The organism is Gulosibacter sp. 10 (genome assembly GCF_900163695.1).
Classification (GTDB): domain Bacteria; phylum Actinomycetota; class Actinomycetes; order Actinomycetales; family Microbacteriaceae; genus Gulosibacter.
Genome location: NZ_FUIC01000007.1, coordinates 193,817 through 216,592 on the forward strand (window position 1 = coordinate 193,817; position 22,776 = coordinate 216,592).

18 protein-coding genes are annotated in these 22,776 nt (G+C 71.3%); 6 read left to right on the forward strand and 12 right to left on the reverse strand.

All coding sequences use genetic code 11. From position 1 onward, the window contains the following. The first annotated feature begins 10 nt into the window (after nucleotides 1-10). Nucleotides 11-811 carry an MBL fold metallo-hydrolase gene (locus FM112_RS02285; RefSeq protein WP_087002823.1) on the forward strand — a complete coding sequence of 267 codons (801 nt, stop codon included), beginning with the start codon at nucleotides 11-13 and terminating at the stop codon, nucleotides 809-811. Here the strand turns inward: FM112_RS02285 and gatB are convergent. The 4 genes from gatB to FM112_RS02305 all read right to left on the reverse strand — a co-directional run bounded on the left by gatB (nucleotide 783) and on the right by FM112_RS02305 (nucleotide 4,898). Beyond that, nucleotides 783-2,297, reverse strand: coding sequence for an Asp-tRNA(Asn)/Glu-tRNA(Gln) amidotransferase subunit GatB (gene gatB, locus FM112_RS02290; RefSeq protein WP_087002825.1), 1,515 nt, complete (start codon nucleotides 2,295-2,297; stop codon nucleotides 783-785). The genes FM112_RS02285 and gatB overlap by 29 nt on opposite strands. Continuing rightward, nucleotides 2,297-3,814 (reverse strand): Asp-tRNA(Asn)/Glu-tRNA(Gln) amidotransferase subunit GatA, encoded by a 1,518-nt coding sequence (gene gatA, locus FM112_RS02295; RefSeq protein ID WP_087002827.1) that lies wholly within the window; start codon nucleotides 3,812-3,814, stop codon nucleotides 2,297-2,299. The genes gatB and gatA overlap by 1 nt, the downstream gene beginning before the upstream one ends. Nucleotides 3,815-3,823: 9 nt before the next feature. Next, complete coding sequence (gatC, locus tag FM112_RS02300; RefSeq protein ID WP_087002829.1) at nucleotides 3,824-4,120, reverse strand: Asp-tRNA(Asn)/Glu-tRNA(Gln) amidotransferase subunit GatC; 297 nt, start codon at nucleotides 4,118-4,120, stop codon at nucleotides 3,824-3,826. Between the two features lie 67 nt (nucleotides 4,121-4,187). After that, nucleotides 4,188-4,898: a DUF6882 domain-containing protein gene (locus FM112_RS02305; RefSeq protein ID WP_140400541.1), complete on the reverse strand. Its 711-nt coding sequence runs from the start codon at nucleotides 4,896-4,898 to the stop codon at nucleotides 4,188-4,190. A gap of 469 nt (nucleotides 4,899-5,367) precedes the next feature. Between FM112_RS02305 and FM112_RS02315 the strand changes: the two genes are divergently transcribed. Together FM112_RS02315 and FM112_RS02320 are read left to right on the forward strand one after the other, a co-directional pair. Further along, nucleotides 5,368-6,393, forward strand: coding sequence for a hypothetical protein (locus FM112_RS02315; RefSeq protein ID WP_140400542.1), 1,026 nt, complete (start codon nucleotides 5,368-5,370; stop codon nucleotides 6,391-6,393). A 3-nt stretch (nucleotides 6,394-6,396) separates the two neighbouring features. Then, nucleotides 6,397-6,753, forward strand: a complete 357-nt coding sequence (locus tag FM112_RS02320) for a GntR family transcriptional regulator (protein ID WP_369678154.1) — start codon at nucleotides 6,397-6,399, stop codon at nucleotides 6,751-6,753. A 42-nt stretch (nucleotides 6,754-6,795) separates the two neighbouring features. Here the strand turns inward: FM112_RS02320 and FM112_RS02325 are convergent, their stop codons facing one another. The 7 genes from FM112_RS02325 to FM112_RS02355 all read right to left on the reverse strand — a co-directional run bounded on the left by FM112_RS02325 (nucleotide 6,796) and on the right by FM112_RS02355 (nucleotide 15,136). Next, complete coding sequence (locus FM112_RS02325; protein WP_140400543.1) at nucleotides 6,796-7,521, reverse strand: hypothetical protein; 726 nt, start codon at nucleotides 7,519-7,521, stop codon at nucleotides 6,796-6,798. A 60-nt stretch (nucleotides 7,522-7,581) separates the two neighbouring features. After that, nucleotides 7,582-7,971 carry a hypothetical protein gene (locus tag FM112_RS02330; RefSeq protein WP_087002838.1) on the reverse strand — a complete coding sequence of 130 codons (390 nt, stop codon included), beginning with the start codon at nucleotides 7,969-7,971 and terminating at the stop codon, nucleotides 7,582-7,584. A 28-nt stretch (nucleotides 7,972-7,999) separates the two neighbouring features. Then, nucleotides 8,000-10,300, reverse strand: coding sequence for an NAD-dependent DNA ligase LigA (gene ligA / locus FM112_RS02335; RefSeq protein WP_254910325.1), 2,301 nt, complete (start codon nucleotides 10,298-10,300; stop codon nucleotides 8,000-8,002). A gap of 5 nt (nucleotides 10,301-10,305) precedes the next feature. Then, complete coding sequence (locus tag FM112_RS02340) at nucleotides 10,306-10,785, reverse strand: hypothetical protein (protein WP_140400544.1); 480 nt, start codon at nucleotides 10,783-10,785, stop codon at nucleotides 10,306-10,308. Then, entirely contained in the window at nucleotides 10,782-11,966 is a 1,185-nt protein-coding gene (gene mnmA / locus FM112_RS02345; RefSeq protein ID WP_087002844.1) for a tRNA 2-thiouridine(34) synthase MnmA, read from the reverse strand. The genes FM112_RS02340 and mnmA overlap by 4 nt, the downstream gene beginning before the upstream one ends. Before the next feature lie 36 nt (nucleotides 11,967-12,002). Further along, entirely contained in the window at nucleotides 12,003-13,862 is a 1,860-nt protein-coding gene (locus tag FM112_RS02350; RefSeq protein ID WP_369678155.1) for an ABC transporter ATP-binding protein, read from the reverse strand. 65 nt (nucleotides 13,863-13,927) lie between these two features. Beyond that, nucleotides 13,928-15,136, reverse strand: a complete 1,209-nt coding sequence (locus FM112_RS02355; RefSeq protein WP_087002849.1) for a cysteine desulfurase family protein — start codon at nucleotides 15,134-15,136, stop codon at nucleotides 13,928-13,930. A 108-nt stretch (nucleotides 15,137-15,244) separates the two neighbouring features. Between FM112_RS02355 and FM112_RS02360 the strand changes: the two genes are divergently transcribed. The 3 genes from FM112_RS02360 (at nucleotide 15,245) to glgB (ending at nucleotide 21,743) form a co-directional block, all read left to right on the forward strand. Continuing rightward, the gene (locus tag FM112_RS02360; RefSeq protein ID WP_087002851.1) at nucleotides 15,245-17,308 is read left to right on the forward strand and encodes a glycogen-debranching protein; all 2,064 of its coding nucleotides are present in this window, start codon (nucleotides 15,245-15,247) and stop codon (nucleotides 17,306-17,308) included. 136 nt (nucleotides 17,309-17,444) lie between these two features. Then, nucleotides 17,445-19,409, forward strand: a complete 1,965-nt coding sequence (locus FM112_RS02365) for an alpha-1,4-glucan--maltose-1-phosphate maltosyltransferase (protein ID WP_254910332.1) — start codon at nucleotides 17,445-17,447, stop codon at nucleotides 19,407-19,409. Nucleotides 19,410-19,427: 18 nt separating this feature from the next. Next, nucleotides 19,428-21,743 carry a 1,4-alpha-glucan branching protein GlgB gene (gene glgB, locus FM112_RS02370; protein WP_087002854.1) on the forward strand — a complete coding sequence of 772 codons (2,316 nt, stop codon included), beginning with the start codon at nucleotides 19,428-19,430 and terminating at the stop codon, nucleotides 21,741-21,743. 73 nt (nucleotides 21,744-21,816) lie between these two features. Here the strand turns inward: glgB and FM112_RS02375 are convergent, their stop codons facing one another. Then, entirely contained in the window at nucleotides 21,817-22,767 is a 951-nt protein-coding gene (locus tag FM112_RS02375; protein ID WP_087002857.1) for a tetratricopeptide repeat protein, read from the reverse strand. Nucleotides 22,768-22,776 lie beyond the last annotated feature (9 nt).

Consider the following 22,776-nt stretch of genomic DNA (forward strand, 5'->3'; position numbering starts at 1 on the left):
GCCTTGTCGCATGCGGTTCCCCGATCCGGTCTCGTCCTTCGTCCAGTGCGTGCTCGCCCCGAACCCGGGCCCGATGACGCTCTCGGGCACCAACACCTACGTGATCGGCGCACCGGGATCGCCGGGCTCGGTCGTCGTCGATCCGGGACCGGACGACCCGGGGCACCTCGATCGTATCGTCGAGGCCGCGGGCCGAGTGGATCTGGTGATCCTCACGCACCGGCATGCGGATCATACGGGCGGCCTGGCTGCTCTTCTGGAGCGCACCGGAGCCCCGTCACGCGCTCGACTCCCCGAGTTTAGTCGAGGCGCGCAGCCGCTGCACGAGGACGAGACCATCGAGGCCGCCGGCACGGCCCTGCGCATCCTCGCGACGCCGGGCCACACCGCCGATTCCATCAGCGTGCTGCTGCCGGAGGCCGGCCCGCACGGCGCGCTGCTCACCGGCGACACGATCCTGGGCGGCTCGACGACGATGATCGACCATCCCGACGGCACCCTCGCGGACTACTTCGCGACGCTCGACCGCATCGAGACGCTGGGCGAGGCGCTCATCCTCCCCGCGCACGGCGAGCCGATCGCGGGTGCCGCGGACGAGGCCCGACGGCTCCGGGGCCATCGCCTGCGGCGCCTCGAGCAGGTCGCCGAGGCGCGGGACCGGCTGCGGGATGCGCGCCCGGAAAGCGCCGCGGGCGCCGACGCGGACGACATCCTGGATATCGTCTACGCCGACGCCCCCGAGCGGGTCCGGGCCGCGGCCCGCGCCTCGATCGAGGCGCAGCTCAGCTTTCTGCGGCGCGCTCGAGGATGAGCTCGCGCACGCGCTTCGCGTCCGCCTGACCGCCCATCGCCTTCATGACGGCGCCGATGATCGCGCCGGCCGCCTGGACCTTGCCGTCCTTGATCTTCGCGAGCACGTCGGGCTGGGCCGCGAGCGCGTCGTCGATGGCGGCGATGAGCGCCCCGTCGTCGGAGACGACCGCGAGCCCGCGCTGCTCGACGACCTCGGCGGGGCTGCCCTCGCCCGCGAGCACGCCCTCGAGCACCTGCCGCGCGAGCTTGTCGTTCACCGTGCCCTCGGCGATGAGCGCCTCGATCTCGGCCACCTGTCGCGGGGTCGCGAGGTCGGCGGGGGCGACGCCGCGCTCGTTCGCGATGCGGCTCAGCTCGCCGAGCCACCACTTGCGCGCGCCCGCGGGCGTCGCGCCGGCCTCGACCGTCTCGGCCACGGCCTCGAGCAGGCCGCCGTTGACGATGTCCTGGAACACCTGGTCGCCGAAGCCCCAGGCCTCCTTGTAGCGGCGGCGGCGCAGCACGGGCGACTCGGGCAGCGCGTCGCGCAGCTCCTGCACGAGCTCGGCGGAGGGCCGCACCGGCATCAGGTCGGGCTCCGGGAAGTAGCGGTAGTCGTCGGCGTCCGACTTCGGCCGCCCGGAGGAGGTGCGGCCGGTGTCCTCGTGCCAGTGGCGGGTCTCCTGGGTCACGCGCCCGCCCTTGGCGAGGATCGCGGCCTGGCGCTGGATCTCGTAGCGCACCGCGCGCTCGATCGAGCGGAACGAGTTGACGTTCTTCGTCTCGGTGCGGGTGCCGAGCCGCTCCTCGCCGCGCGGGCGGAGGGAGACGTTCGCGTCGCAGCGCAGGTTGCCCCGCTCCATGCGCGCCTGCGAGATGCCGAGCGAGCGCACGATGTCGCGGATCGCGGAGACGTACGCGGCGGCGAGCTCCGGCGTGCGCTCCTCGCCGCCGAAGACGGGCCTGGTCACGATCTCGACGAGCGGCACGCCGGCCCGGTTGTAGTCGACGAGCGAGGAGCTCGCGCCCTGGATGCGGCTCGAGGCGCCGCCGACGTGCGTGAGCTTGCCGGCGTCCTCCTCCATGTGCGCGCGCTCGATGTCGACGAAGAACACCGTGCCGTCCTGCAGCTCGACCTCGACCTTGCCGTCGTGGGCGATGGGGTCGTCGTACTGCGAGATCTGGTAGTTCTTGGGGTTGTCCGGGTAGAAGTAGTTCTTCCGGGCGAAGCCCGAGACCTCGGCGATCTCGCAGCCGAGCGCGAGCCCCAGCTGGATGGAGTAGCGCACCGCCTCCTCGTTCACGACCGGCAGCGTGCCGGGCAGGCCGAGGTCGACCGGTCCGATCCAGGTGTTGGGCTGGTTGTCGTCGTTCTCGGCCGCCGGGTTCGGCGTGGGCGAGAACATCTTCGTCCTGGTCGACAGCTCGACGTGCACCTCGAGGCCGATGACGGGCTCGTACAGCTCGAGCGCCTTGTCGAAGTCCATGAGTTCCGGCTTGGCCATTAGCGGTTCGACTCCTTCAGTTCCGGTGCCTTCGCGGTGAAGGGCGCGCCCCATTCCGCTTCGAGTGCCTGCTCGAGGGCCGCACTCGCCTTGTAGAGTTGCGCGTCGCCGCGCGCCGCTGCCATGAACTGCATGCCCACGGGCAGTCCGTCCACCAGGCCGCCGGGGATGGAGATCGCCGGCACGCCCGCGAGGTTCGCGGGGATGTTCGTGAGGTCGGAGGTGTACATGTCCTTCGGCTCGGTGAGCTCGCCGAACCGCTTCGCGCCCGAGAGCGCGCTCGGGGTGAACAGCACGTCCGCCTGTGCGAAGGCCTCCTCGAAGTCGCGCTGCACGAGGGTGCGCACCTTCTGGGCGGAGCCGTAGTAGGCGTCGAAGTAGCCGGAGCTCAGCGCGTAGGTGCCCAGCACGATGCGGCGCTTGACCTCGGGGCCGAGCGCCTCGGCGCGGGTGGCCCGCATCACGCGCTCGACGTTGGCGGTGCCGTCCTCGGGCGTGACGCGCACGCCGTAGCGCACCGAGTCGTAGCGCGCGAGGTTGCTGGAGACCTCGGCGGGCATGAGCAGGTAGTAGGCGGCGACGGCGTAGTCGAAGGTCTTCGTGTCGATCCAGGTCACCTCGGCGCCGAGCTCCTGCAGCAGCTCGATGTTGCGCCGGAAGAGCGCCGACACGTTCTCGTCGTAGGCGTCGCCCTCGGCGATCTGCCGCGGGATGCCCACGCGCAGGCCCTTGATCGCGCCGGGCTCGCGGCCTGCCCGCGCCGCATCGGCGAAGGACTCCCACTCGTCGGGCATGGAGGTCTGGTCGCGCCGGTCGTGGCCGCCGATGACGTCCTGCAGCAGCGCGGAGTCGAGCACGGTGCGGCTCGCCGGTCCGATCTGGTCGAGCGAGGAGCCCATCGCGATCGCGCCGTAGCGGCTGACCGCGCCGTAGGTCGGTTTCATGCCGACGGTGCCGGTGAAGGATGCGGGCTGGCGGATGGAGCCGCCGGTGTCGGTGCCGAGCGCGATCGGCGCCTCGTATGCCGAGACCGCGGCCGCGGAGCCGCCGCCCGAGCCGCCGGGCACCCGCTCGAGATCCCACGGGTTGCGGGTCGGGCCGTAGCCGGACATCTCGGTGGAGGCGCCCATCGCGAACTCGTCAAGGTTGGTCTTGCCGAGGATGGGGAGGCGCGCGGCGCGGAGGCGCTCGACCACGTGGGCGTCGTAGGGCGGGATCCAGCCCTCGAGCACGCGGCTCGCGGCGGTGGTCTCGAGCCCCTTGGTCACGATGTTGTCCTTGACCGCGATCGGCACGCCCGCGAGGGGCGAGGATGCGGCGCCCGCCGCGCGGGCCTCGTCGGCCGCCTCGGCCTGGGCGAGTGCGCCTTCGGCGTCGACCGCGAGGAAGGCGTGGAGGTCGCCGTCCACCGCGCCGATCCGGTCGAGGTGGGCCTGCGTGACCTCGGCGGAGGTGGTGTCTCCGGCGGCGAGCGCCTCGGCGATCTCCGCGGCGGTGAGCCTGGTGTAGTCCGTCATGTGCTCCTCCTACTCTTCGCCGAGGATCGCGGGCACGCGGAACTGCTCGCCGTCCTGGTCCGGGGCGCCGGCGAGCGCATCGGCTCGGTCGAGCGTCGGGGCGGGCTCGTCGGGGCGAAGCACGTTGCTCATGACGTGCGGGTGGCTCGCCGGCGGGATCTCGGGGGTGGCGACCTCCTTGACCTGCTCGATGAGCGGCTGGATGGCCACGAGCTGCTCGGTCATGACGGCGACCTCGTCTTCCGTGAGGTCGATGCGCGCGAGGTCGGCCAGGTGGGCCACATCGGCTGCGGTGATGTCGGACATAGTGCTCCGTCTTCGAATGCGAATACGACGCGTGTCAGTCTAGTTCCCCTGCGGAACCTCGGATGCGTCAGCGCAGCTGCGTCTGGAGCCGTTCGGCCGCGGCGGCCTCGTGGAGGGCGACGAGGCGCCCCGACTCGTCGGATTCGAACTCGACGCCGCCGGTGGCGCCGCGCAGCAGCATCCGGCGGGAGCCGGCGTCGAGCCGTTCGAGCCGCAGGCCGAGCCGGGTCGCGTACCGTTCGAGCGCGCTCCGGTGGTCGTGCGTGACGCCGAGCTCGGTGCCGCGCATCACCGCGGCGAGCAGCTCGGCGGAGTCGAGCGGCCGCATGGGGCCGATGTTCACCGCGAGCACGAGGCTGAGCCCCTGCCCCGCGTCGACGAGCATGGTGTGGCTGACGGCCCCGAGCGTCTCGGCGGCGAGCTGCAGCATGAGCGACGGCGTGTTCGACAGCACGACCACGGGCTCGATGAGCTCGCGGATGCCGAGCGCGCCGCCGGACTCCTGCACGCGGCGCGCCGCCCGGAGGGCCTCCTCGGGGAAGTGCTCGGCGTTCGAGGCCTCCCAGCCCCACATCCAGGTGCCCGCCGACCGCGCGATCGAGCCGAGGAGCTGGACGGGGTAGGCGCGCTCCTCGCCGGCCGCGCTGAACGAGATGGTGCCGCCCTGCAGGTCGACCTGCCAGTAGGTCCCACTCGAGATCGCCTCGAGCTCGACCTTGCCGTGCACATGGGTGAACAGCGACATCGCGGCGAGTTGCCGCAGATTCTCACTGACCATTCATGCTCTCCAGTACCGGGGCGGTGCGCCCGCCGGCCTTCCCGTATTCGACTTCGTGCTCGGGCCGCCGTAAGCGCGAGTGCGCCCGAGCGCGTCCTCGGAGGCGGCCAGGGGTCAGCATACTCCGCCGCCTGTAGAGCATCTGAGAACCATCGGGCTTCGTGCACGAATCGATACAAATGGCCGGTCGCACTGGTTTTTCACCGCCGTTCACAAAGCGCCGCGGGGTCGGCGTCGTCGCCGATGGGCACCCGCTGCCGGCCGGTTCCGATGCTAATCCGCGGCGCCATGCTGCGACCGCCGACCGCCCGGGATCCACACCGGTGTCCACCCTGCGCCGCGCTCGCACCCATCCCCATCCCCGCCCTCGCCCGCCTCCAACCGTGGCAACCGTATCGACGAGGTGATACATTTTGTATCAAGCAATTGACACGCTTGACGTCAGGCGTCAACGACTGAGGAGGCGACCGTGCCGCTGCTCGTACTCGAAATCCTGCAACCTCTGCTGATCGGGGCCCCGGTCGCCCTGCTGGTCTTCTGGCTCCGGCGTCCGGCGTCGGCTCCGCTGCCGCGTCCGTCCCGACGAACGGCTGTCGCCGCCCTCGCCGTCGTGCTGCTCGGCCCGCAACTGCTCGGGTTCGCCCTCATCGCGCTGCTCGCCTTGTTCGACCCGCGGAAGCCGTGGGCGCCGATCGGGAATTTCGACAGCAAGTGGCACCCTTTCGCCCAGTACTGGGTGGAGGAGGTCCCCCTGGCCGATATGAAGTGGAGGCTCATCGCTCCCCTGGCCTTCGCGATCATCGCCGTGGTCGTGATGCTCTTCGCCTCTCGGCGAACTCCGACGAACGGCAGCGCGGTCCTCGCGCCGCGTACCGCGCTCACCTTCGCGTCCCGGGGATGGATCGTCTCGGGTGCGCTCGTGCTCGCGCTGGTGGTGCTGACTGCCGTGACGGCGGGGCTCACGTCCGTGCCCGCGTTCGACGGGAAGCACAAGTACGTCCTCATCGACGTGGGCGGGACCCAGCTGGGGATAGAGGTCTACGGCTGGTACTACTCCGCGCTGCCGCTACTGCTGCTGCTCGTCCTGCTGCTCCTGTGCTGGGCCGCTCTTCGACGCATCGCCGCCCGTCCGCTCGCCGATGCCCCGGAGGCGGATGCGGCCGTCCGGCGGCGGCAGACGTTCGCCGTGCTGTCGATCACGACCGGCGCGCTCCTGGTCCACCTCGGGCTCGTGTGGCTGGACCTCGCCAACACCTGGTCCGCGCTCGGCGCCGGGCCGCTCATGGAGGTGTCCGGCCCGGATGTCGAGGGCGCGACCAGCGTGTTCACCACCGGCCCCGCGCTCGAGACGCCGCTGCGCGTCATGGGCCATGCGGCCTCGGCGACGGGCTATGCCGTCTGGTGCTACGCGCTCGCGTCGTTCGCCGTGTCGCGGAGACGCGCGGTCGAGGAGCCGGCGGCTGAGGAGCCGTCGGCGGCAGAGCGGAAGGGCTGAGCCGTGCCCCTGCGCATCTCCCTCACCGGCTCCGGCTCTCCCGCGGAGCAGATCCGCGATCAGCTCCGCGGGCTGATCGTCACCGGCCATCTGCTCGGCGAGGAGCGTCTCCCCTCGGTCCGGCAGCTCGCCGCCGATCTCGGCGTCGCGCCCGGGACCGTCGCCAAGGCCTATCGATCGCTCGAGGCGGAGGGGCTCATCACGAGCCGCATCGGCGCAGGCACACGAGTAGCGCCGCAGACCCGCGGCACGCCCCGAGCCGTGCTCGAGCACGCCCGCGCGCTGGCCGAGGCGGGCATCCGCGAGGGTGTCGACTTCGAGGAGGCCGTCCGCGTGCTCCGCGCGATGTGGCAGGAGTGATCACGGCCCGCTGGAACGCGAGCTCAGGGCTGGAACACGAGCTCAGGGCTGGAACGTGAAGACCGCGCCGTCCTCCCGCTCCACGTCCACGGGTTCGAGGCTGTGGTCGCCGGTCTCGAGGGCGAACCAGTTCGCCTCGCCCTCACCGCGCGGCTCGGCCGCATCGCCGCGGATGGCCGACTGATCGATGTCCGCAGGAAGCAGGTAGAACCGCTCGCCGGCGGCGGGGTCCCCGCCGTAGGTAGTGGCGAGATACATGCCGGACATGTAGAAGTCGCCCGGATGACCGCAGCTGGAGGAGCCGGTCTCGCCTTCCTCGTCGACCAGTTGGATGAGGCAGATCTGCGGCCCATCGCCGACAGCAACCCAGTAGGTGCCCACGTCGGTCTCGCCGCTCCTGCGAATCGCGTCTTCCTCGAATTCCCCGAGACCGCCGTCGTACCCCTCGGGGAATGCGTCCTCCGCAGTGGGTTCGCGGGCGAAGGGCGGGATCATCGCGGCGATCGAGGACGCGTCGCTGCCCCGAACCAGTTCCTGCTCGACGAGTTCGCCCGTGTCAGGCTCATCCTGGGCGCAGGCGGACAGCGCCGCGACAGCCGTTATCGCAGCCGCGCAGGCGAATGCCTTGCGTCGTCCGTTTCTCGTGTACCGCACGGCACTTCCTTTCCCGCGGCAATCCTCATTGCACAGTATGCGGATGCAGCGCCCGCCCACGGCGTTCGAAACGACATCGTTATCCACATAGGGATTCGGATTTCGGCGCAGCATGCCCGAAGCACCGGGCCGAATAGTGCTCGCCCGCTCATGACGGGCGGCCTGCTCAGTCGGCTATGACGAACGGCCGTGCACGAGTTCCGGCAGCAGGCGCATATCCCGGAACACCTCGGCGCCGGCCTCCTCGAGCCAGGGCGCGGGCGTGAGCCCTCCCGCGAATCCCAGCACCCGCATCCCCGCCGCGCGCAGCTCGCGGTCGAAGGCCTCGAGATAGCGGGGGAACTGCTCGTCCTCCCAGGACTCGGGCAGCGGCTCGCCGAGATGCGCCGAGAGCGCCTCCCGGACGGCGCCGAAGGAGCGCCCGAGGAAGCGCTCCACGATCTCCTCGGTGCTGAGCTCCCAGCCGTGCTCAGCGAGGATCACCCGGTCGAGTTCGACCGAGACGACCTCGCTGTCGACGAGCACGCCGTCGCAGTCGAAGATCACCAGCTCGATGCCGTCCATCCCGCTCGCCATGCCCCGGCGCTCCCGCCTAATCCTCTTCCCCGGCCAGGTGCGCCACCGCCTCCGGGCCGCCCTCGAGCAGGAGCCGGAAGCCGTCCGCGTCGAGCACGGGGATGCCCAGATCCTCGGCCTTCGAGAGCTTGGAGCCCGCCCCCGGCCCGGCGGCGACGAAGTCGGTCTTCTTGGATACGCTGCCCGCCGCCTTGCCGCCCGCCGCGATGATCGCCTCCTTCGCGCCCTCCCGGGTGAACCCCTCGAGGGTGCCGGTGGCCACGACGGTCAGGCCGCTCAGCGGGCCCTCGATGTCGTCGGTCTTGCCCGGCCCCGGGTGCCCGGGCGTGGAGAACCGGACGCCGGCCGCCGTCCACCGGTCGACGATCTCGAGGTGCCAGTCGACCTTGAGCCACTCGACCACCGATTCGGCGATGATCGGCCCGACGCCCTCGACCGCCGAGAGCTCCTCCACGCTCGCGGCGCGAATCGCGTCGAGCGAGCCGAACCAGTCGGCGAGCGCCCGGGCGGCCACGGGCCCCACATGCCGGATGTTCAGCGAGACGAGCAGCCGCCAGAGCTCCTTGGTCTTCGCCTTCTCGAGCTCGTCGAGCAGCTTCTGCGCCTGCTTGCTCGGCCGGTAGGCGAGATAGTCCTTCCTCAGGCCCGCGGCACGGCGCTCGGCGAGCGTCATCTCCTCCGCGCCCGACCCGGGCGGATACGTCTTCTCCGCGACCCGGAAGGGCGTGCGCCGCACCGGGCTGCCGTCCTCGTTCATCCGCGGCTCGCCCGTCTCGGCGTCGCGGACCGTCACGAGGATCGGCACGAGCCGGTCGATGTCGAGGTCGAAGAGCCCCGCCTCCGTCCGCAGCGGCGGATCGTCCGTCGAGTCCGGCTGGGTGAGCGCGGCGGCCGTCACCTCGCCGAGCGCCTCGATATCGAGGCCCTGCCGGGAGCCGATGTGCTCGACGCGGCCGCGAACCTGCGCGGGACAGCTCTCGGCGTTCGGGCAGCGGAGGTCGATGTCGCCCTCCTTCATGGGGCGCAGCGCCGCGCCGCACTCCGGGCACTCCGCGGGCATCTCGAAGGCGCGCGCGTCCTCGGGCCGCAGCTCGAGCACCGGCCCGAGCACCTCGGGGATGACGTCGCCCGCCTTGCGCAGCACCACGGTGTCGCCGATGAGCACGCCCTTCGCCCGGACGATCTCCTGGTTGTGCAGCGTCGCGAAGGATACGGTGGAGCCCGCCACCTTGACCGGCCGCATGACCGCGTACGGCGTGACCCGGCCGGTGCGGCCGACCCCGACGCGGATGTCGAGCAGCTCGGTATGCACCTGCTCGGGCGGGTACTTGTAGGCGATGGCCCACCGCGGCGCGCGCGAGGTCGCGCCGAGCTCCTCGTGGAGGTCGAGGTTGTCGACCTTGGCGACGACGCCGTCGAGCTCGTGCTCGAACTCGGCGCGGCGCTCCCCCGTCTCCACGACGAACTCGAGCACCTCCGCCACGCTCGCGCACACCTTCGAATGCGGGCTCGTGGGCAGCCCCCATCCCGCCAGCAGCTCGTAGATCTCCGACTGGTTCTCGACGGGCGGCGTCTGCCACGCGCCGATGCCGTGCACGTACATGCTGAGCCGGCTGAGCCGGTCGCGCATGAGCGCCAGCTTCTCGGGGGTCTTGCCCTCGGCCTTCTGCCGCAGCGATCCGGAGGCCGCGTTGCGCGGATTCGCGAAGGCCGCCTCGCCCGAATCCACCTGCAGGGCGTTGAGCCTGCGGAAGTCCTCCACCGCGAAGAACACCTCGCCCCGCACCTCGACGACCTCCGGGAAGTCGTGGCCGTCGCGCTCGAGCCGCTGCGGGATCGCCCCGATGTACGCGATGTTCTCGGTGACGTCCTCGCCGGTGCGGCCGTCGCCGCGCGTGGCCGCCCGGGTCAGCCGGCCGCGCTCGTACGTGAGGCTGATCGCGAGACCGTCGATCTTCAGCTCGGTGAGCCAGCGCACGTTCCCGCCCGCCGCCTCGTCGGCGCGCTCGAGCCAGGCCTCGAGCTCCTCGGCCGAGAACACGTTGTCCAGCGAGAGCATCCGCTCGCGGTGCACGACGGGCGCGAACAGCGTGGACGCGCGGCCGCCGACGGTGTGGGTGGGCGAGTCCTGCGACTCGAGCTCGGGGAACTCCGACTCGAGCGCACGGAGCCGCTCCATGGCCGCGTCGTACTCGGCGTCGGTCACTTCCTGCGCGTCCTGCAGGTAGTAGGCGTCCGCCCACCGGGCGATGTTCTCGCGGAGCTCGTCGACCTCGGCGCGCGCCGCCTCGAACTCGGAATCGGATTGGTTCGCCACGTCGTCTACCCCTTCGCGCCGGAGCGCTTGTTCAGCACGTCCTCGGCCGTGCGGCGCGAGATGCCGAGCAGCCATTCGACCTTGTCGTCGTAGCGCTTCCGCGCCCGGCGCTCGCTCGTGGTGTCCACGTACACGGCGCCGAAGCCCAGCACGAAGATGAGTGCGGCCACCGTCGCGAACACCCACAGCCAGACGCCCTCGGGCTGCATGAACACCCAGGAGAGCAGGAACACGCCGCCGGCGAGGATGAGCCACAGCGGCACCGCGAGGATCCACTCCTTGACGCCGAAGGGCCGGGCGCCCAGGGTGCACTGGCCGGCGAGGCTCTCCGCCTCGGGGCGGAACCTGGCGTCGAACTCGGCGCGGAACGCCTCGCGATCCTCGATGGCCGGCTGCTTCTTCGCCCAGCGCTCGGCCTTGTCGCTCAGGCGGTCGAGCGCCTGTCCGTCCTTCAACGTGGGCCCGTTCCCGCGAGCTGTGCTCAATTGTGCTCCTTCGTGCCTGCACCCGCGGCGCGGGCGAGAATGCCTTCTTCGAGGTCCAGCTCCGAGACCGCGAGATCGATCGTGAACTGGCCGACCACCCGCGTGCCCTCGTAGATCACCGCCGTCTGCCCCGGCGCCACGCCGTGCAGCGGCTCGTCGGTGCGCACCGCGATCTCGACGCCCGCCTCGGCGGCATCGGGCCGCAGCGCCGAATCGGCGGCGCGGATGCGGCACGTGCCCGCCACGGGCTCGGCGTGCGCGCGGATCTGCACCTCGCAGCGGAAGTCGTCCGCCTCGGGCCGCGGCCCCGCCCACGTGAACCGCTGGCCGACCACCTCGCCGATCGCGAGCGCCTCGCGCGGGCCGACCACGACCGTGTTCTCGACCGGGTCGGTGCCGAGCACGAAGCGCGGCTTGCCGTCCTCGGCCGGGCGGCCGAGCCGCAGGCCCTTGCGCTGGCCGATCGTGAATCCCGTGGCGCCGGTGTGCTCGCCGAGCACCTCGCCCTCGCGGTCGACGATCTTGCCCGGCCGCATGGGGATGTGCTCCCCAAGCCAGGAGCGCGTGTCGCCGTCGGGGATGAAGCAGATGTCGTAGCTGTCGGGCTTGTTCGCCGTCACGAATCCGCGTTCCTCGGCCTCCGCGCGCACCTCCGCCTTGGAGGGGGTCTCGCCCAGCGGGAAAGCGCAGTAGCCGAGCTGCTCCTCGGTGAGCACGCCGAGCACGTAGGACTGGTCCTTGGCCTCCTCGCTCGCGCGATGCAGCTCCCGCACGCCGTCCTCGCGATCGACGATGTGCGCGTAGTGCCCCGTGACCACCTGCTCGAAGCCGAGGTCGATGGCCTTGTCGAGCAGCGCGGCGAACTTGATCTTCTCGTTGCAGCGCAGGCACGGGTTCGGCGTGCGCCCCTGCTCGTACTCGCTGATGAAGTCGTCCACCACGTCGAGCCGGAACCGCTCCGAGAAGTCCCACACGTAGAAGGGGATGCCCAGCTCGTCGGCCACTCGGCGCGCGTCCATCGCGTCCTCGATCGTGCAGCAGCCGCGCGAGCCCGCGCGCAGCGTGCCGCCGGCGCGCGAGAGCGCGAGGTGCACGCCGACCACGTCGTGCCCGGCGTCCACGGCGCGGGCGGCCGCGACGGAGGAGTCAACGCCTCCGCTCATCGCTGCGAGAACCTTCATGCGGACAAGTCTACGAGCCGTTCCGACATCGGACGGCTATTCGGAGGCGCCGCGGGGTTCCTGCTCGCGGTACAGCTCCGCGTAGGCGCCGCCCCGCGCGAGCAGCTCCTCGTGGGTCCCCCGCTCGATGATCCGGCCGCGGTCGAGCACGTGAATGACGTCGGCGCCGCGGATGGTCGAGAGCCGGTGCGCGATCGACAGCACCGTGCGGCCGCGGCTCGCCTCGTCGATCGCCCGCTGCACGTGCCGCTCGCTCACCGTGTCGAGGGCGCTCGTGGCCTCGTCGAGGATGAGCACGGGCGGGTCCTTGAGCAGCACCCGGGCGATCGCGATGCGCTGCTTCTCGCCGCCCGAGAGCCGGTAGCCCCGCTCCCCCACGATCGTCTCGTACCCGTCGGGGAACGAGCGGATCTGCTCGTGGATGCTCGCCTTGCGGCAGGCCTCCTCGAGTTCGGCCGCGGTCGCGTCGGGCTTGGCTAGCCGGAGGTTCTCGGCGATGCTCGCGTGGATGAGGTACGACTCCTGGCTCACGAAGCCGAGGTCGCCCCGCAGTTCGCCGCGGTCGAGCATCCGCACGTCCTCGCCGCCGAAGCGGACGGCGCCCTCGCTCGCGTCGTAGAGCCGCGCGGAGAGGTAGCCGATCGTCGACTTGCCGGCGCCCGAGGCGCCGACGAACGCCGCCATCTGCCCGGGACGCACGGCGAAGGACACCCGGTCGAGCGTCGGCCGTTCCGAGGCGTCCTGATCCGGGTACCGGAAGGTCACGTCCTCGAACTCGAGCTCGCCGATGCGGTCCCGCCGCGGCGTGCGCGGCCTTTCGGGATCCCGGATCGCCGGCTCGAGCCCGAGGTACTCGAAGATGCGCGCGAACAGCGCCTTCGAGGTCTGGATGTCGAGCCCCGTGCGCATGAGCCCGGTGAGCGGTCTCGTGAGCTGGCTGTTGACCGTCGTGAAGGCGACGATCGTGCCGGCCGTGAGCGCCCCGCCCGCATCGGCGCCGCCCGAGAGCAGGAAGCCCGCCACGAGGTAGATCACGACCGGCACCATGCCCATGACCACGCGGACCACGCCGAAGAACCACTGGCCCATCATCGCGAGCCGCCGCTGCAGCCGCACCTGCTCGCGGTTCGCCTCACGGTACCGCTCGAGCGACTCGTCCTCGCGGCCGAGCGTCTTCGTGAGCAGCACGCCCGAGACCGAGAGCGACTCCTGGGTCATCGCCGTCATCGTCGCGAGCGACTGCTGCGTCTGCGTCGCGATACGCGCCCGGCGCTGCCCGACCCGGCGCTGCATGAGCACGAGCGGCGGCATGATGACGAGCGAGAGGATCGCGAGCCGCCAGTCGAGGACGAACATCGCGCTCACCGCCGCGATCGTGCTCACGACGTTGCCGACGATCGAGGTGAACGTGCTCTGGAGCGTCGTGGCCACGCCGCCGACGTCGTTCTGCAGGCGCGACTGGATCTCGCCCGTCTTGGTGCGCGCGAAGAAGGCGAGCTCCATCTGCTGCAGCCGCTCGAACAGCCGCACCCGCAGGTCGGCCGTGACCGAGTTGCCGATGAGCACCGTGAGCCAGGTCTGCCAGATGGTGAGCGCCGAGTTGAGCAGCAGCACCCCGACCATCGCGCCGAGGATCCACCACAGCGCGACGAGGTTCGGGCCGCCGCCCTCGAGCGGGAAGAGCCCGCGGTCGAAGGCCTGCTGGGTGAGCAGCGCGGGCAGCACCCCGAGCGCGCCGGTGATCAGCACCAGGACGAGCGCGAGGACGAGGGTCCACCGGTAGGGCGCGAAGAGGGCGCCGGTCCGCCGCCAGATGCGGTCGATCTCAGGCGCCTCCGTGTTCCGCGCCCGCACCGCGTGCTCGTCCACGAGGGAACGACCGCGACTGCCCATCATGCTCATACCTGACGACTCTACTGAGGTGCGATCGGCGGCGCGGGGCGGGGCCGGCGAGGCGAGGGCTAGCGGCGCGCCTCGCGGTTCGACAGCCCGGCGCGCCCCGCCTGCGCCACCGCGCCCGGCAGCGCCGCGAGCAGCGCATCCACGTCGGCGCCGGTCGAGGTATGCCCGAGCGTGAAGCGCAGCGCGCCGCGGGCCGTGGCCTCGTCGAAGCCGCAGCCGAGCAGCACGTGGCTCGGCTCGGGGATGCCCGCCTGGCAGGCCGAGCCGGTGGACGCCGAGATCCCGGCCATGTCGAGGAGGAACAGCAGCGAGTCGCCCTGGCAGCCGTCGAACGTGAAGTGGGCGTTGAGCGGCAGCCGCGCCGGCCCGCCCTCCAGCTCGGGCGCGTCGAGCGCGGACCCGCGCAGCCGCGCTCCCGGCACGCGCTCCCCGACCTCGAGGACGAGCCGGTCGCGGAGCTCCCGCAACGCGTCCGTGCCGGGCAGGACCCCGTCGACGAAGGCGTCGGCCAGTGCGGCGAAGGCGAGCGCGCCCGCGAGGTCCTGGGTGCCGGAGCGGAAACCGCGCTGCTGCCCGCCGCCGTGGATGAGCGGCTCGGGAGCCGCGCGCCGCGAGACCGCGAGCGCCCCCACGCCGACCGGCCCGCCGATCTTGTGCGCCGAGACGCTCACCGCCGAGACGCCCCAGTCCCGCAGCGAGACCGGCAGCTGGCCGTAGGAGGCCACCGCGTCCACGTGCATCGGGATGCCGGCGTCCGCGGCGAGGCGCGCCAGCGCCCGCACCGGCTGCACGGTGCCGATCTCGTTGTTGCCGTGCAGCACGGTGAGCAGCGCGGCGTCCCCGGCGGCGCGCCCGATCGCCGCGGCCGCCGCGTCGAGGTCGACGAGCCCGTGCTCGTCCACCGGCAGCCACTCCACGCGGGCGCCCTCGTTCGCGACCAGCCATTCGACCGCGTCGAGAGTCGCGTGGTGCTCGGTGCGCGTCGTGAGGATCAGCGGCCGCGCCTCGTCCCGGTTCCGCGCCCAGAAGAACCCCTTGATCGCGAGGTTGCTCGACTCGGTGCCGCCCGAGGTGAGGACGGTCTCGATCGACTGCGCGCCCAGCGTGCGGGCGATCCGCTCCCGCGCATCCTCGAGCTGCGCCCGCGCCCGCTGGCCGTGGCCGTGGATGGACGCGGGGTTCCCCACCGACCCGGCCGCGCGCAGCCACGCCTCGCGGGCGGCCGGGTGGAGCGGGGTCGTCGCTGCGTGATCGAGGTACACGGACATGACTACCATTGTCCCACCGCCGGGTTCCGGTGACGGTAGAATCGGCTCGTTTCAACGGAGCGACGGCGGCTCCCGCCTCGCACGCCCCCGATCAGGACTCTCTCCCCCATGGACGACCACCACTGCCCCGACCTGGGCATCACCGAAGTCGACGGACTGCCCAGGCTGCGCGTCTGGTCGGCCAACGCCACCGCCGTCACCGCGGTGCTCTTCGACGCGGATGGCGCGCCGGGCCACGAGTGGCCCCTGGAGCGCGACGGCGACGTATGGGAGGTGCGCAACGCGGAGCTCGCCCCGGGCGCGCGATACGCGCTGCGGGTCGAGGGACCGGACGGCCCCGAGCACGGCTTCGACCCGGATGCGCCGGTGCTCGATCCGTACGCGAGGTCGGTCGAGAATCTCGGCACGGCGGATGCGCCGCGCTGGGTCTCGCGATCGGTGGCCGCCGAGCCCTTCGACTGGGGCGGGCACCGCGACGTCGGCACCCCGCTGCGCGACGCCGTGATCTACGAAGCCCATCTCAAGGGCCTCACCCGGCTCGCGCACTTCGTGCCCGAGGAGGAGCGCGGCACCTACAAGGGGCTCGCGCACCCCAACGTCGTCGCGCACCTCAAGAACCTCGGCATCACCGCGGTGGAGCTGCTGCCGATCCAGGCCTTCGGCAGCGAGACGCACCTGCGCCGCGACGGCCTCACCAACTACTGGGGCTACAACACGCTCGGCTTCTTCGCCCCGCATCCCGACTACGCCACCGCGCGGGCGCGCGCCGAGGGCCCCGAGGCGATCGCGCGCGAGGTCAAGGAGATGGTCCGCGCCCTCCACGAGGCCGGCATCGAGGTCTATCTCGACGTGGTCTACAACCACACGGCCGACGAGGGCGACGGCGGCGCGCCCGTGCTCTTCCGCGGCCTCGACCGCGCCGTCTACTACCGCCAGGACGGCGAAGGCGGCCTCGTCGACGTGACCGGATGCGGCAACTCGGTCGACACCTCGCAGCCGATCGTGCGGCAGTTCGTGCTCGACTCGCTGCGCTACTGGGTCTCCGAGTTCGGCATCGACGGCTACCGCTTCGACCTCGCGACCACGCTGGGCCGCAACGCGGAGCACCACTACACCGCCGACCATCCGCTGCTGCGCACCATCGTCGAGGACGAGGCGCTGCGCGACGTCAAGATCATCGCCGAGCCCTGGGACGTCGGCATCGGCGGCTGGCAGACCGGGCACTTCCCCGCCGGCTGGTCCGAGTGGAACGACGAGTACCGGGATCTGCTGCGCCGGTTCTGGGTCGAGAGCTTCGCCCACGCCCGCGCCACCGGGCACCACCGCGAGTCCATCGGCCGGCTCGCCACCGCCATCGCGGGATCCTCGAGCCGGTTCTCGGACGAGCGCGGCCCCGTCGCGAGCGTCAACTTCGTGACAGCGCACGACGGCTTCACCCTGCGCGACCTCGTGTCCTACAACGTCAAGCACAACCTCATGAACCACGAGCTGGGGCGCGACGGCACCGACAGCAACCACTCCTACAACTTCGGCGCCGAGGGCGAGACGGCGGATGCGGGCATCCTCGAGGCGCGCCGCCTCGCCGTGCGGAACCTCATGGGCACGCTGCTCATCTCGGCGGGAGTGCCCATGCTGACGGCGGGCGACGAGCTCGGCCGCACCCAGCACGGCAACAACAACCCCTACAACCAGGACAACGCCGAGTTCGGCTGGATCGACTGGGACCTCTCGGAGCCGCAGGAGGAGACTATCCTCCACATGCGCCGGCTCATCGAGATCCGGCGCGAGCATCCCGTGCTGCGCCCGAGCCGCTACAACCACAGCGCCGAGACCCTCGAGGACTCGACGCGGTTCGAGTGGTTCGACGCCTTCGGCCGGCACATGGACGACTGGCAGTGGAACAACCCGGCGAGCCGCTCCGTGCAGTTCCTGGCGTCCTCGCTGCTCCCCGACGGCCGCACCGACCGCGTGCTCGTGATCATCCACGGCGTGACCGATCCGGCCCCGTTCCGGCTTCCCCGGCTCGAGGGCGTGAGCGGCTACCGGCTGCTGTGGGACTCCGCGGCGTACCGCGTCTCGGAGATCGACACGGATGCGATGTCCGTCGCCGCCCCGCAGGAGCGGATGCGGCTGGTCGGCCCGTCGATGCGCATCTACGCCGCGCTGGACTGAGCCGCTGCGAGCGCACCAGGCCTCGCACACGTTCCCTTGCTAGCGTCGAGTCGTGGCTAAGACGACACCGCGACTGAGCATTTCCGACTCCGCAGCAGCGCCGACCGGTTCGACGTACGAACCCGTGTACGGCCGCATCCCGATCATGCGGCTGCGCCCGCAGATCGAGGACGCGCTCTTCCCCTCGAAGGCGTACGCCGGCGAGGTGGTGCCGTTCTCCTGCGTCTCGTTCCGAGAGGGGCACGACAAGATCGGCGTGGATCTGGTGCTGACCGACCCCGACGGGCGGACTCGGCGCCGCCGCCTCGAGCGAGGCCGGCCGGGCCTCGACGAGTGGCGCACGACCGCGCAACTCGACCGCGAGGGCGAGTGGCGCTGGCGCGCCGAGTCCTTCGGCGACGACTTCGCGACCTGGCGGCACAACGCGGAGATCAAGGTCCCCGCCGGCATCGACGTCGAGGTGATGCTCGAGGAGGGCGCCCGCGTCCTCGACCGCGCCGCCGCAGGGCGCGGCGTCGAGCCCGAGACCCTGCGCGCCCTCGAGCAGGCCTCCGCCACCGCCCGAGAGAAGGCGCTGCAGCCGCTCGAGCGGCTGCGGGCGCTGCTCGACGAGCGCATCATCGACCACCTGACCGCGCAGCCGGTGCGCTCCCTCGTGACCCGCTCCGAGGAGCGCGTCATCCGCGTCGAGCGCAAGCGCGCCGGCTACGGCGCCTGGTACGAGTTCTTCCCGCGCTCGGAGGGCGCGGTGCCGAACGCCGACGGCTCCTGGCGGAGCGGCACCTTCCGCACCGCGGCCGAGCGCCTGCCCGGCGTCGCCGACATGGGCTTCGACGTCGTGTACCTGCCGCCCATCCATCCGATCGGCCGCACCAACCGCAAGGGGCCGAACAACACGCTCACCCCGGGCCCGAACGACCCCGGCTCTCCCTGGGCCATCGGCGCGGAGACGGGCGGGCACCGCGACGTGCACCCGGACCTCGGCACCCTCGACGACTTCAAGGCCTTCCGCGAGCGCGCCGAGGGGCTCGGGCTCGAGATCGCGCTCGACCTCGCCCTGCAGGCGACTCCGGACCACCCGTGGGTGCGCGAGCACCCCGAATGGTTCACGACCCTCGCCGACGGCAGCATCGCCTACGCCGAGAACCCGCCCAAGAAGTACCAGGACATCTACCCCGTCAACTTCGATAACGACCCGGAGGGCATCTATCGGGAGGTGCTCGACATCGTGCGGCACTGGATCGACGCCGGGGTGAAGATCTTCCGCGTGGACAACCCGCATACCAAGCCGCTGCAGTTCTGGGAGCGGCTGATCCACGAGATCAACGCGGCGCACCCCGAGGTCGTCTTCCTCGCGGAGGCCTTCACGCGCCCCGCCGTGATGCAGTCGCTCGCCAAGGCGGGCTTCCAGCAGTCCTACTCCTACTTCACGTGGCGCAACACCCGCGAGGAGCTCGAGGAGTTCCTCGACGAGGTCTCGCACGAGACCTCGGACTTCATGCGCCCGAACCTGTTCGTGAACACCCCCGACATCCTCACCGAGTACCTGCAGCGCGGCGGCCGCCCGGCCTACGAGGCCCGCGCCGTGATCGCGGCGATGGCCGGCCCGAACTGGGGCATGTACTCGGGGTTCGAACTCGTCGAGAACGTCGCGCGCCCCGGCGCCGAGGAGAACATCGACAACGAGAAGTACGAGTACAAGCAGCGCAACTGGGAGGCGGAGGAGGCCTCCGGGCGCTCGCTCGCCCCCCTCATCCGGAAGCTCAACGGCATCCGCCGCGCGCACCCCGCCCTGCACCAGCTGCGCAACTTCGAGGTGCAGTCGGCCGACCACCCGAGCATCTTCGCGTTCTCGAAGACGCTCGAGGCGGAGTACGCCGAGCACGGGATCGCCGACACGATCATCACTGTCGTGAACATCGACCCGTTCGACACCCACGAGGCCACGCTCGCGGTGGATTCGGAGAAGTTCGGCATCCCCCGCGGCGACGGCTTCCAGGTCGAGGACCTGCTGTCTGGCCAGATCTGGGACTGGTCCGACTACAACTACGTGCGGCTCGCCCCCGGGCAGGCGCACGTGCTCCATGTGCGCCATCACTAAGAGAAAGCGGCATCGATCATGACCAGTCAGAACACCTCGCCACACGACGCCGATCCCCGCGGCCCGCAGCCCGAGGGCGCGCTGCCGGGCGCGGCCGCCTCGGATGCCGCAGCTGCGGCGGATGCGACGGAAGCGACGGATGCGGTGCAGCCCGCCGCCGAGCCGACGCCGCCGAGCATCCCCGACGCGGAGCTGCAGGCGCTGGCCGAGGGACGCCATTCCGGACCGCACGGCGTGCTGGGCCAGCACCCCTACGGCGAGGACGGCGAGAGGATCGCGCTGCGCGTGCGCCGCCCGCTCGCGAAGAGCGTCGCGGCCGTGCTGAGCGACGGCACCCGCGTCGAGCTCGAGCACGAGGCGCACGGGATCTGGCTGGGCACCCACGACCGGGGGCTCGACGACTACGCCATCGAGACCGCGTACGAGGGCGGCGAGACGTTCGTCGCCGACGACCCGTACCGGTTCATCCCCACCGTGGGCGAGACCGACCTCTATCTCTTCGGCGAGGGCCGCCACGAACAGCTGTGGAAGACCTTCGGCGCGCACGTGCGCGAGCACTGGGGCACGAACGCCTTCTTCGAGGGCACGGCGTTCTCGGTCTGGGCGCCCCACGCGCAGGCCGTGCGCATCATCGGCTCCTTCAACGACTGGGACGGCGCGCAGCACGCCATGCGCCGCCTCGACGGCCGCGGCGTGTGGGAGCTGTTCATCCCCGGCGTCGGCGCGCACGAGACGTACAAGTACCAGATCCTCACGCCCTCGGGCGAGTGGATCGACAAGGCCGATCCCCTCGCGCGCCACGCGGAGACGCCCCCGCAGACCGGATCCGTGATCGCCAGGCCCTCGGAGCACGAGTGGGGCGACGACGAGTGGCTCGCGAAGCGCGCGTCCTCGAACCCCCACAACGGCCCGCTGAGCATCTACGAGCTGCACGCGATGTCCTGGCAGCCCGGCCTCGACTACCGCGAGCTCGCCGACGAGCTCATCGCCTACCTCGACGACATGCAGTTCACCCACGTCGAGTTCATGCCGCTCGCGGAGCACCCCTTCGGCGGCTCGTGGGGATACCAGGTCACCGGCTACTACGCCCCGACCTCGCGGCTCGGCTCCCCTGACGACCTCCGCTACCTGATCGACCGCCTGCACCGGGCCGGCTACGGCGTGATCATGGACTGGGTGCCGGGGCACTTCCCTAAGGACTCCTTCGGCCTCGCGCGCTTCGACGGCGAGCCCGTCTACGAGCACGGCGATCCGCGCCTCGGCGACCAGGCCGACTGGGGCACCTACGTCTTCAACTTCGGCGACTCCCAGGTGCGCAACTTCCTGGTCGCCAACGCGCTGTACTGGCTCGAGGAGTTCCACATCGACGGGCTGCGCGTGGACGCCGTGGCCTCGATGATCTACCGCGACTACTCGCGCACCGACTGGCTGCCGAATGTCGACGGCGGGCGCGAGTACTACGAGGCCATCGACTTCCTCAAGGAGGTCAACGCCACCTCGTACAAGCTGCACCCCGGCATCATGATGGTCGCCGAGGAGTCCACCAGCTTCCCCGGCGTGACGAAGCCCACCGACTGGGGCGGGCTCGGCTTCGGCCTCAAGTGGAACATGGGGTGGATGAACGACAACCTCCGCTACATCGCGAAGGACCCCATCTACCGCCGCTGGCACCACGGCGAGCTCACGTTCTCCTACGTGTACGCGTGGAGCGAGCAGTTCGTGCTGCCCATCTCCCACGACGAGGTCGTGCACGGCAAGGGCTCGATGTTCGGCAAGATGCCGGGCGACGACTGGCAGAAGGCCGCGAACCTGCGCCTGTTCTACTCGTACCAGTGGGGCCATCCCGGCAAGCAGCTGCTCTTCATGGGGCAGGAGTTCGGGCAGCCGGGCGAGTGGCGGGAGGACCGCGGCCTCGACTGGTGGCTGCTCGAGAACCCCACGTTCTCCGGCATCCGCGGCTACGTGAAGGCCCTCAACGAGCTCTACCGGGAGACCCCGGCGCTCTGGGAGCTCGACCACGACCCCTCCGGGCTGCAGTGGATCTCGGGGGACGACGCCGAGCACAGCCTGCTCGCCTTCCTGCGGCGCGACGCCCAGGGCGGCGCGATCGCCTGCGTCTTCAACTTCTCGAACGAACCGCTCGAGGACTACCGCCTCGGCGTCCCCTCCGGCGGGGCGTGGAACGAGGTCCTCAACTCCGACGACACCCGGTTCGGCGGCTCGGGCGTCGTGAACGGCGAGCTCGTCGCGAGCGCCGAGCCCGCGCACGGGCAGAGCCAGTCGGTGGCCCTGCGCATCCCGCCGCTCGGCGCGACGTTCCTCAAGCGCCGCTGATGCGGAAAGACGCCGCGGCCGGTTCCCGATCGGGAACCGGCCGCGGCGTCTCGAATCCGGCGGGGAGCATCCCCTAGGAGAAGAGCAGGCTCGTGAGCCGCTGCCTGGCGCGGACGACCCGGCCGTCCTCGGGGCCGGCCACGTCGAAGAGCTCGAGCAGGCGCTCGCGCACGCGGGTCTTATCGGCCGCGTCGAGCTTCGGGAAGAGCCCGAGCAGCCGCGCGAACGCGTCGTCCACGTGCCCGCCCGAGAGGTCGAGGTCCGCCACGTCGAGCTGCGCATCGACGTCCTCCGGGTGCTGAGCGGCCCGATCGCGGATCTCCTGCAGCGTCTTGTCCTGAAGCCGCACGAGCAGGTTCACCTGCGCGAGCCCGATCTTCGCGTCGTCATCGGCCGGCGACTCGGCGAGCTGACGCTCGTAGGCCGACTTCGCGGCCTCGACGTCGCCGCGCTGCAGCGCGTCCTGCGCCTCCTGGTGGAGCGGCGGCAGCGGCTTCGGCGCGGGCGCCTCCTGGGGCTCGCCGGTGATCTGCACCTGCCCGGTCAGCCCCTGCTGCGCCGCGACCTGCAGCAGCTCGTTGAGCACCTGCGCGATCTGCTGCTGCGGCGGGTTGCCCTGGAACAGCGGCAGCGGGCGGCCGCCGACGAGGGCGAGCACCGAGGTCTGGCCGCCGAGCTCGGGATACGCGTCGGCGTCGATGCGGAGCAGCACGAGGCGCCCCTCCGCCGAGCGGACGATGTCGGCGAGGACCGGGCCCAGCGCCGTCGAATCGGGGTCGCTCTCCGAGTAGACCTGCACGAGCACCGGGATGCGCTGCGAGTGCGCCGAGAACTGCTCCAGCTCTTCGGGGCCGCCCTCGATCACGACATCGGGCAGCGCGATCGCGTCGCCCTGGCCCTCGGGTCCCTCGGCCTGCCCGTTCTGGCCGGCCTGCGCCGCCTGCTGCTGGTGCCGCTGCGCGAGGCCCGAGAGGTCGATCCCCCCGCCCATCGCCGCCATCGGAACGTTATTCGGATCAGTCATCGATTCGGA

Coding starts and splice junctions, on each gene's coding strand:
- FM112_RS02285 (WP_087002823.1), top strand. CDS start 11: ATGCGGTTCCCCGATCCGGTCTCGTCCTTCGTCCAGTGCGTGCTCGCC.
- gatB (WP_087002825.1), bottom strand. CDS start 2,297: ATGGCCAAGCCGGAACTCATGGACTTCGACAAGGCGCTCGAGCTGTAC.
- gatA (WP_087002827.1), bottom strand. CDS start 3,814: ATGACGGACTACACCAGGCTCACCGCCGCGGAGATCGCCGAGGCGCTC.
- gatC (WP_087002829.1), bottom strand. CDS start 4,120: ATGTCCGACATCACCGCAGCCGATGTGGCCCACCTGGCCGACCTCGCG.
- FM112_RS02305 (WP_140400541.1), bottom strand. CDS start 4,898: ATGGTCAGTGAGAATCTGCGGCAACTCGCCGCGATGTCGCTGTTCACC.
- FM112_RS02325 (WP_140400543.1), bottom strand. CDS start 7,521: ATGCTGCGCCGAAATCCGAATCCCTATGTGGATAACGATGTCGTTTCG.
- FM112_RS02330 (WP_087002838.1), bottom strand. CDS start 7,971: ATGGACGGCATCGAGCTGGTGATCTTCGACTGCGACGGCGTGCTCGTC.
- mnmA (WP_087002844.1), bottom strand. CDS start 11,966: ATGAAGGTTCTCGCAGCGATGAGCGGAGGCGTTGACTCCTCCGTCGCG.
- FM112_RS02350 (WP_369678155.1), bottom strand. CDS start 13,862: ATGATGGGCAGTCGCGGTCGTTCCCTCGTGGACGAGCACGCGGTGCGG.
- FM112_RS02355 (WP_087002849.1), bottom strand. CDS start 15,136: ATGTCCGTGTACCTCGATCACGCAGCGACGACCCCGCTCCACCCGGCC.
- FM112_RS02360 (WP_087002851.1), top strand. CDS start 15,245: ATGGACGACCACCACTGCCCCGACCTGGGCATCACCGAAGTCGACGGA.
- glgB (WP_087002854.1), top strand. CDS start 19,428: ATGACCAGTCAGAACACCTCGCCACACGACGCCGATCCCCGCGGCCCG.
- FM112_RS02375 (WP_087002857.1), bottom strand. CDS start 22,767: ATGACTGATCCGAATAACGTTCCGATGGCGGCGATGGGCGGGGGGATC.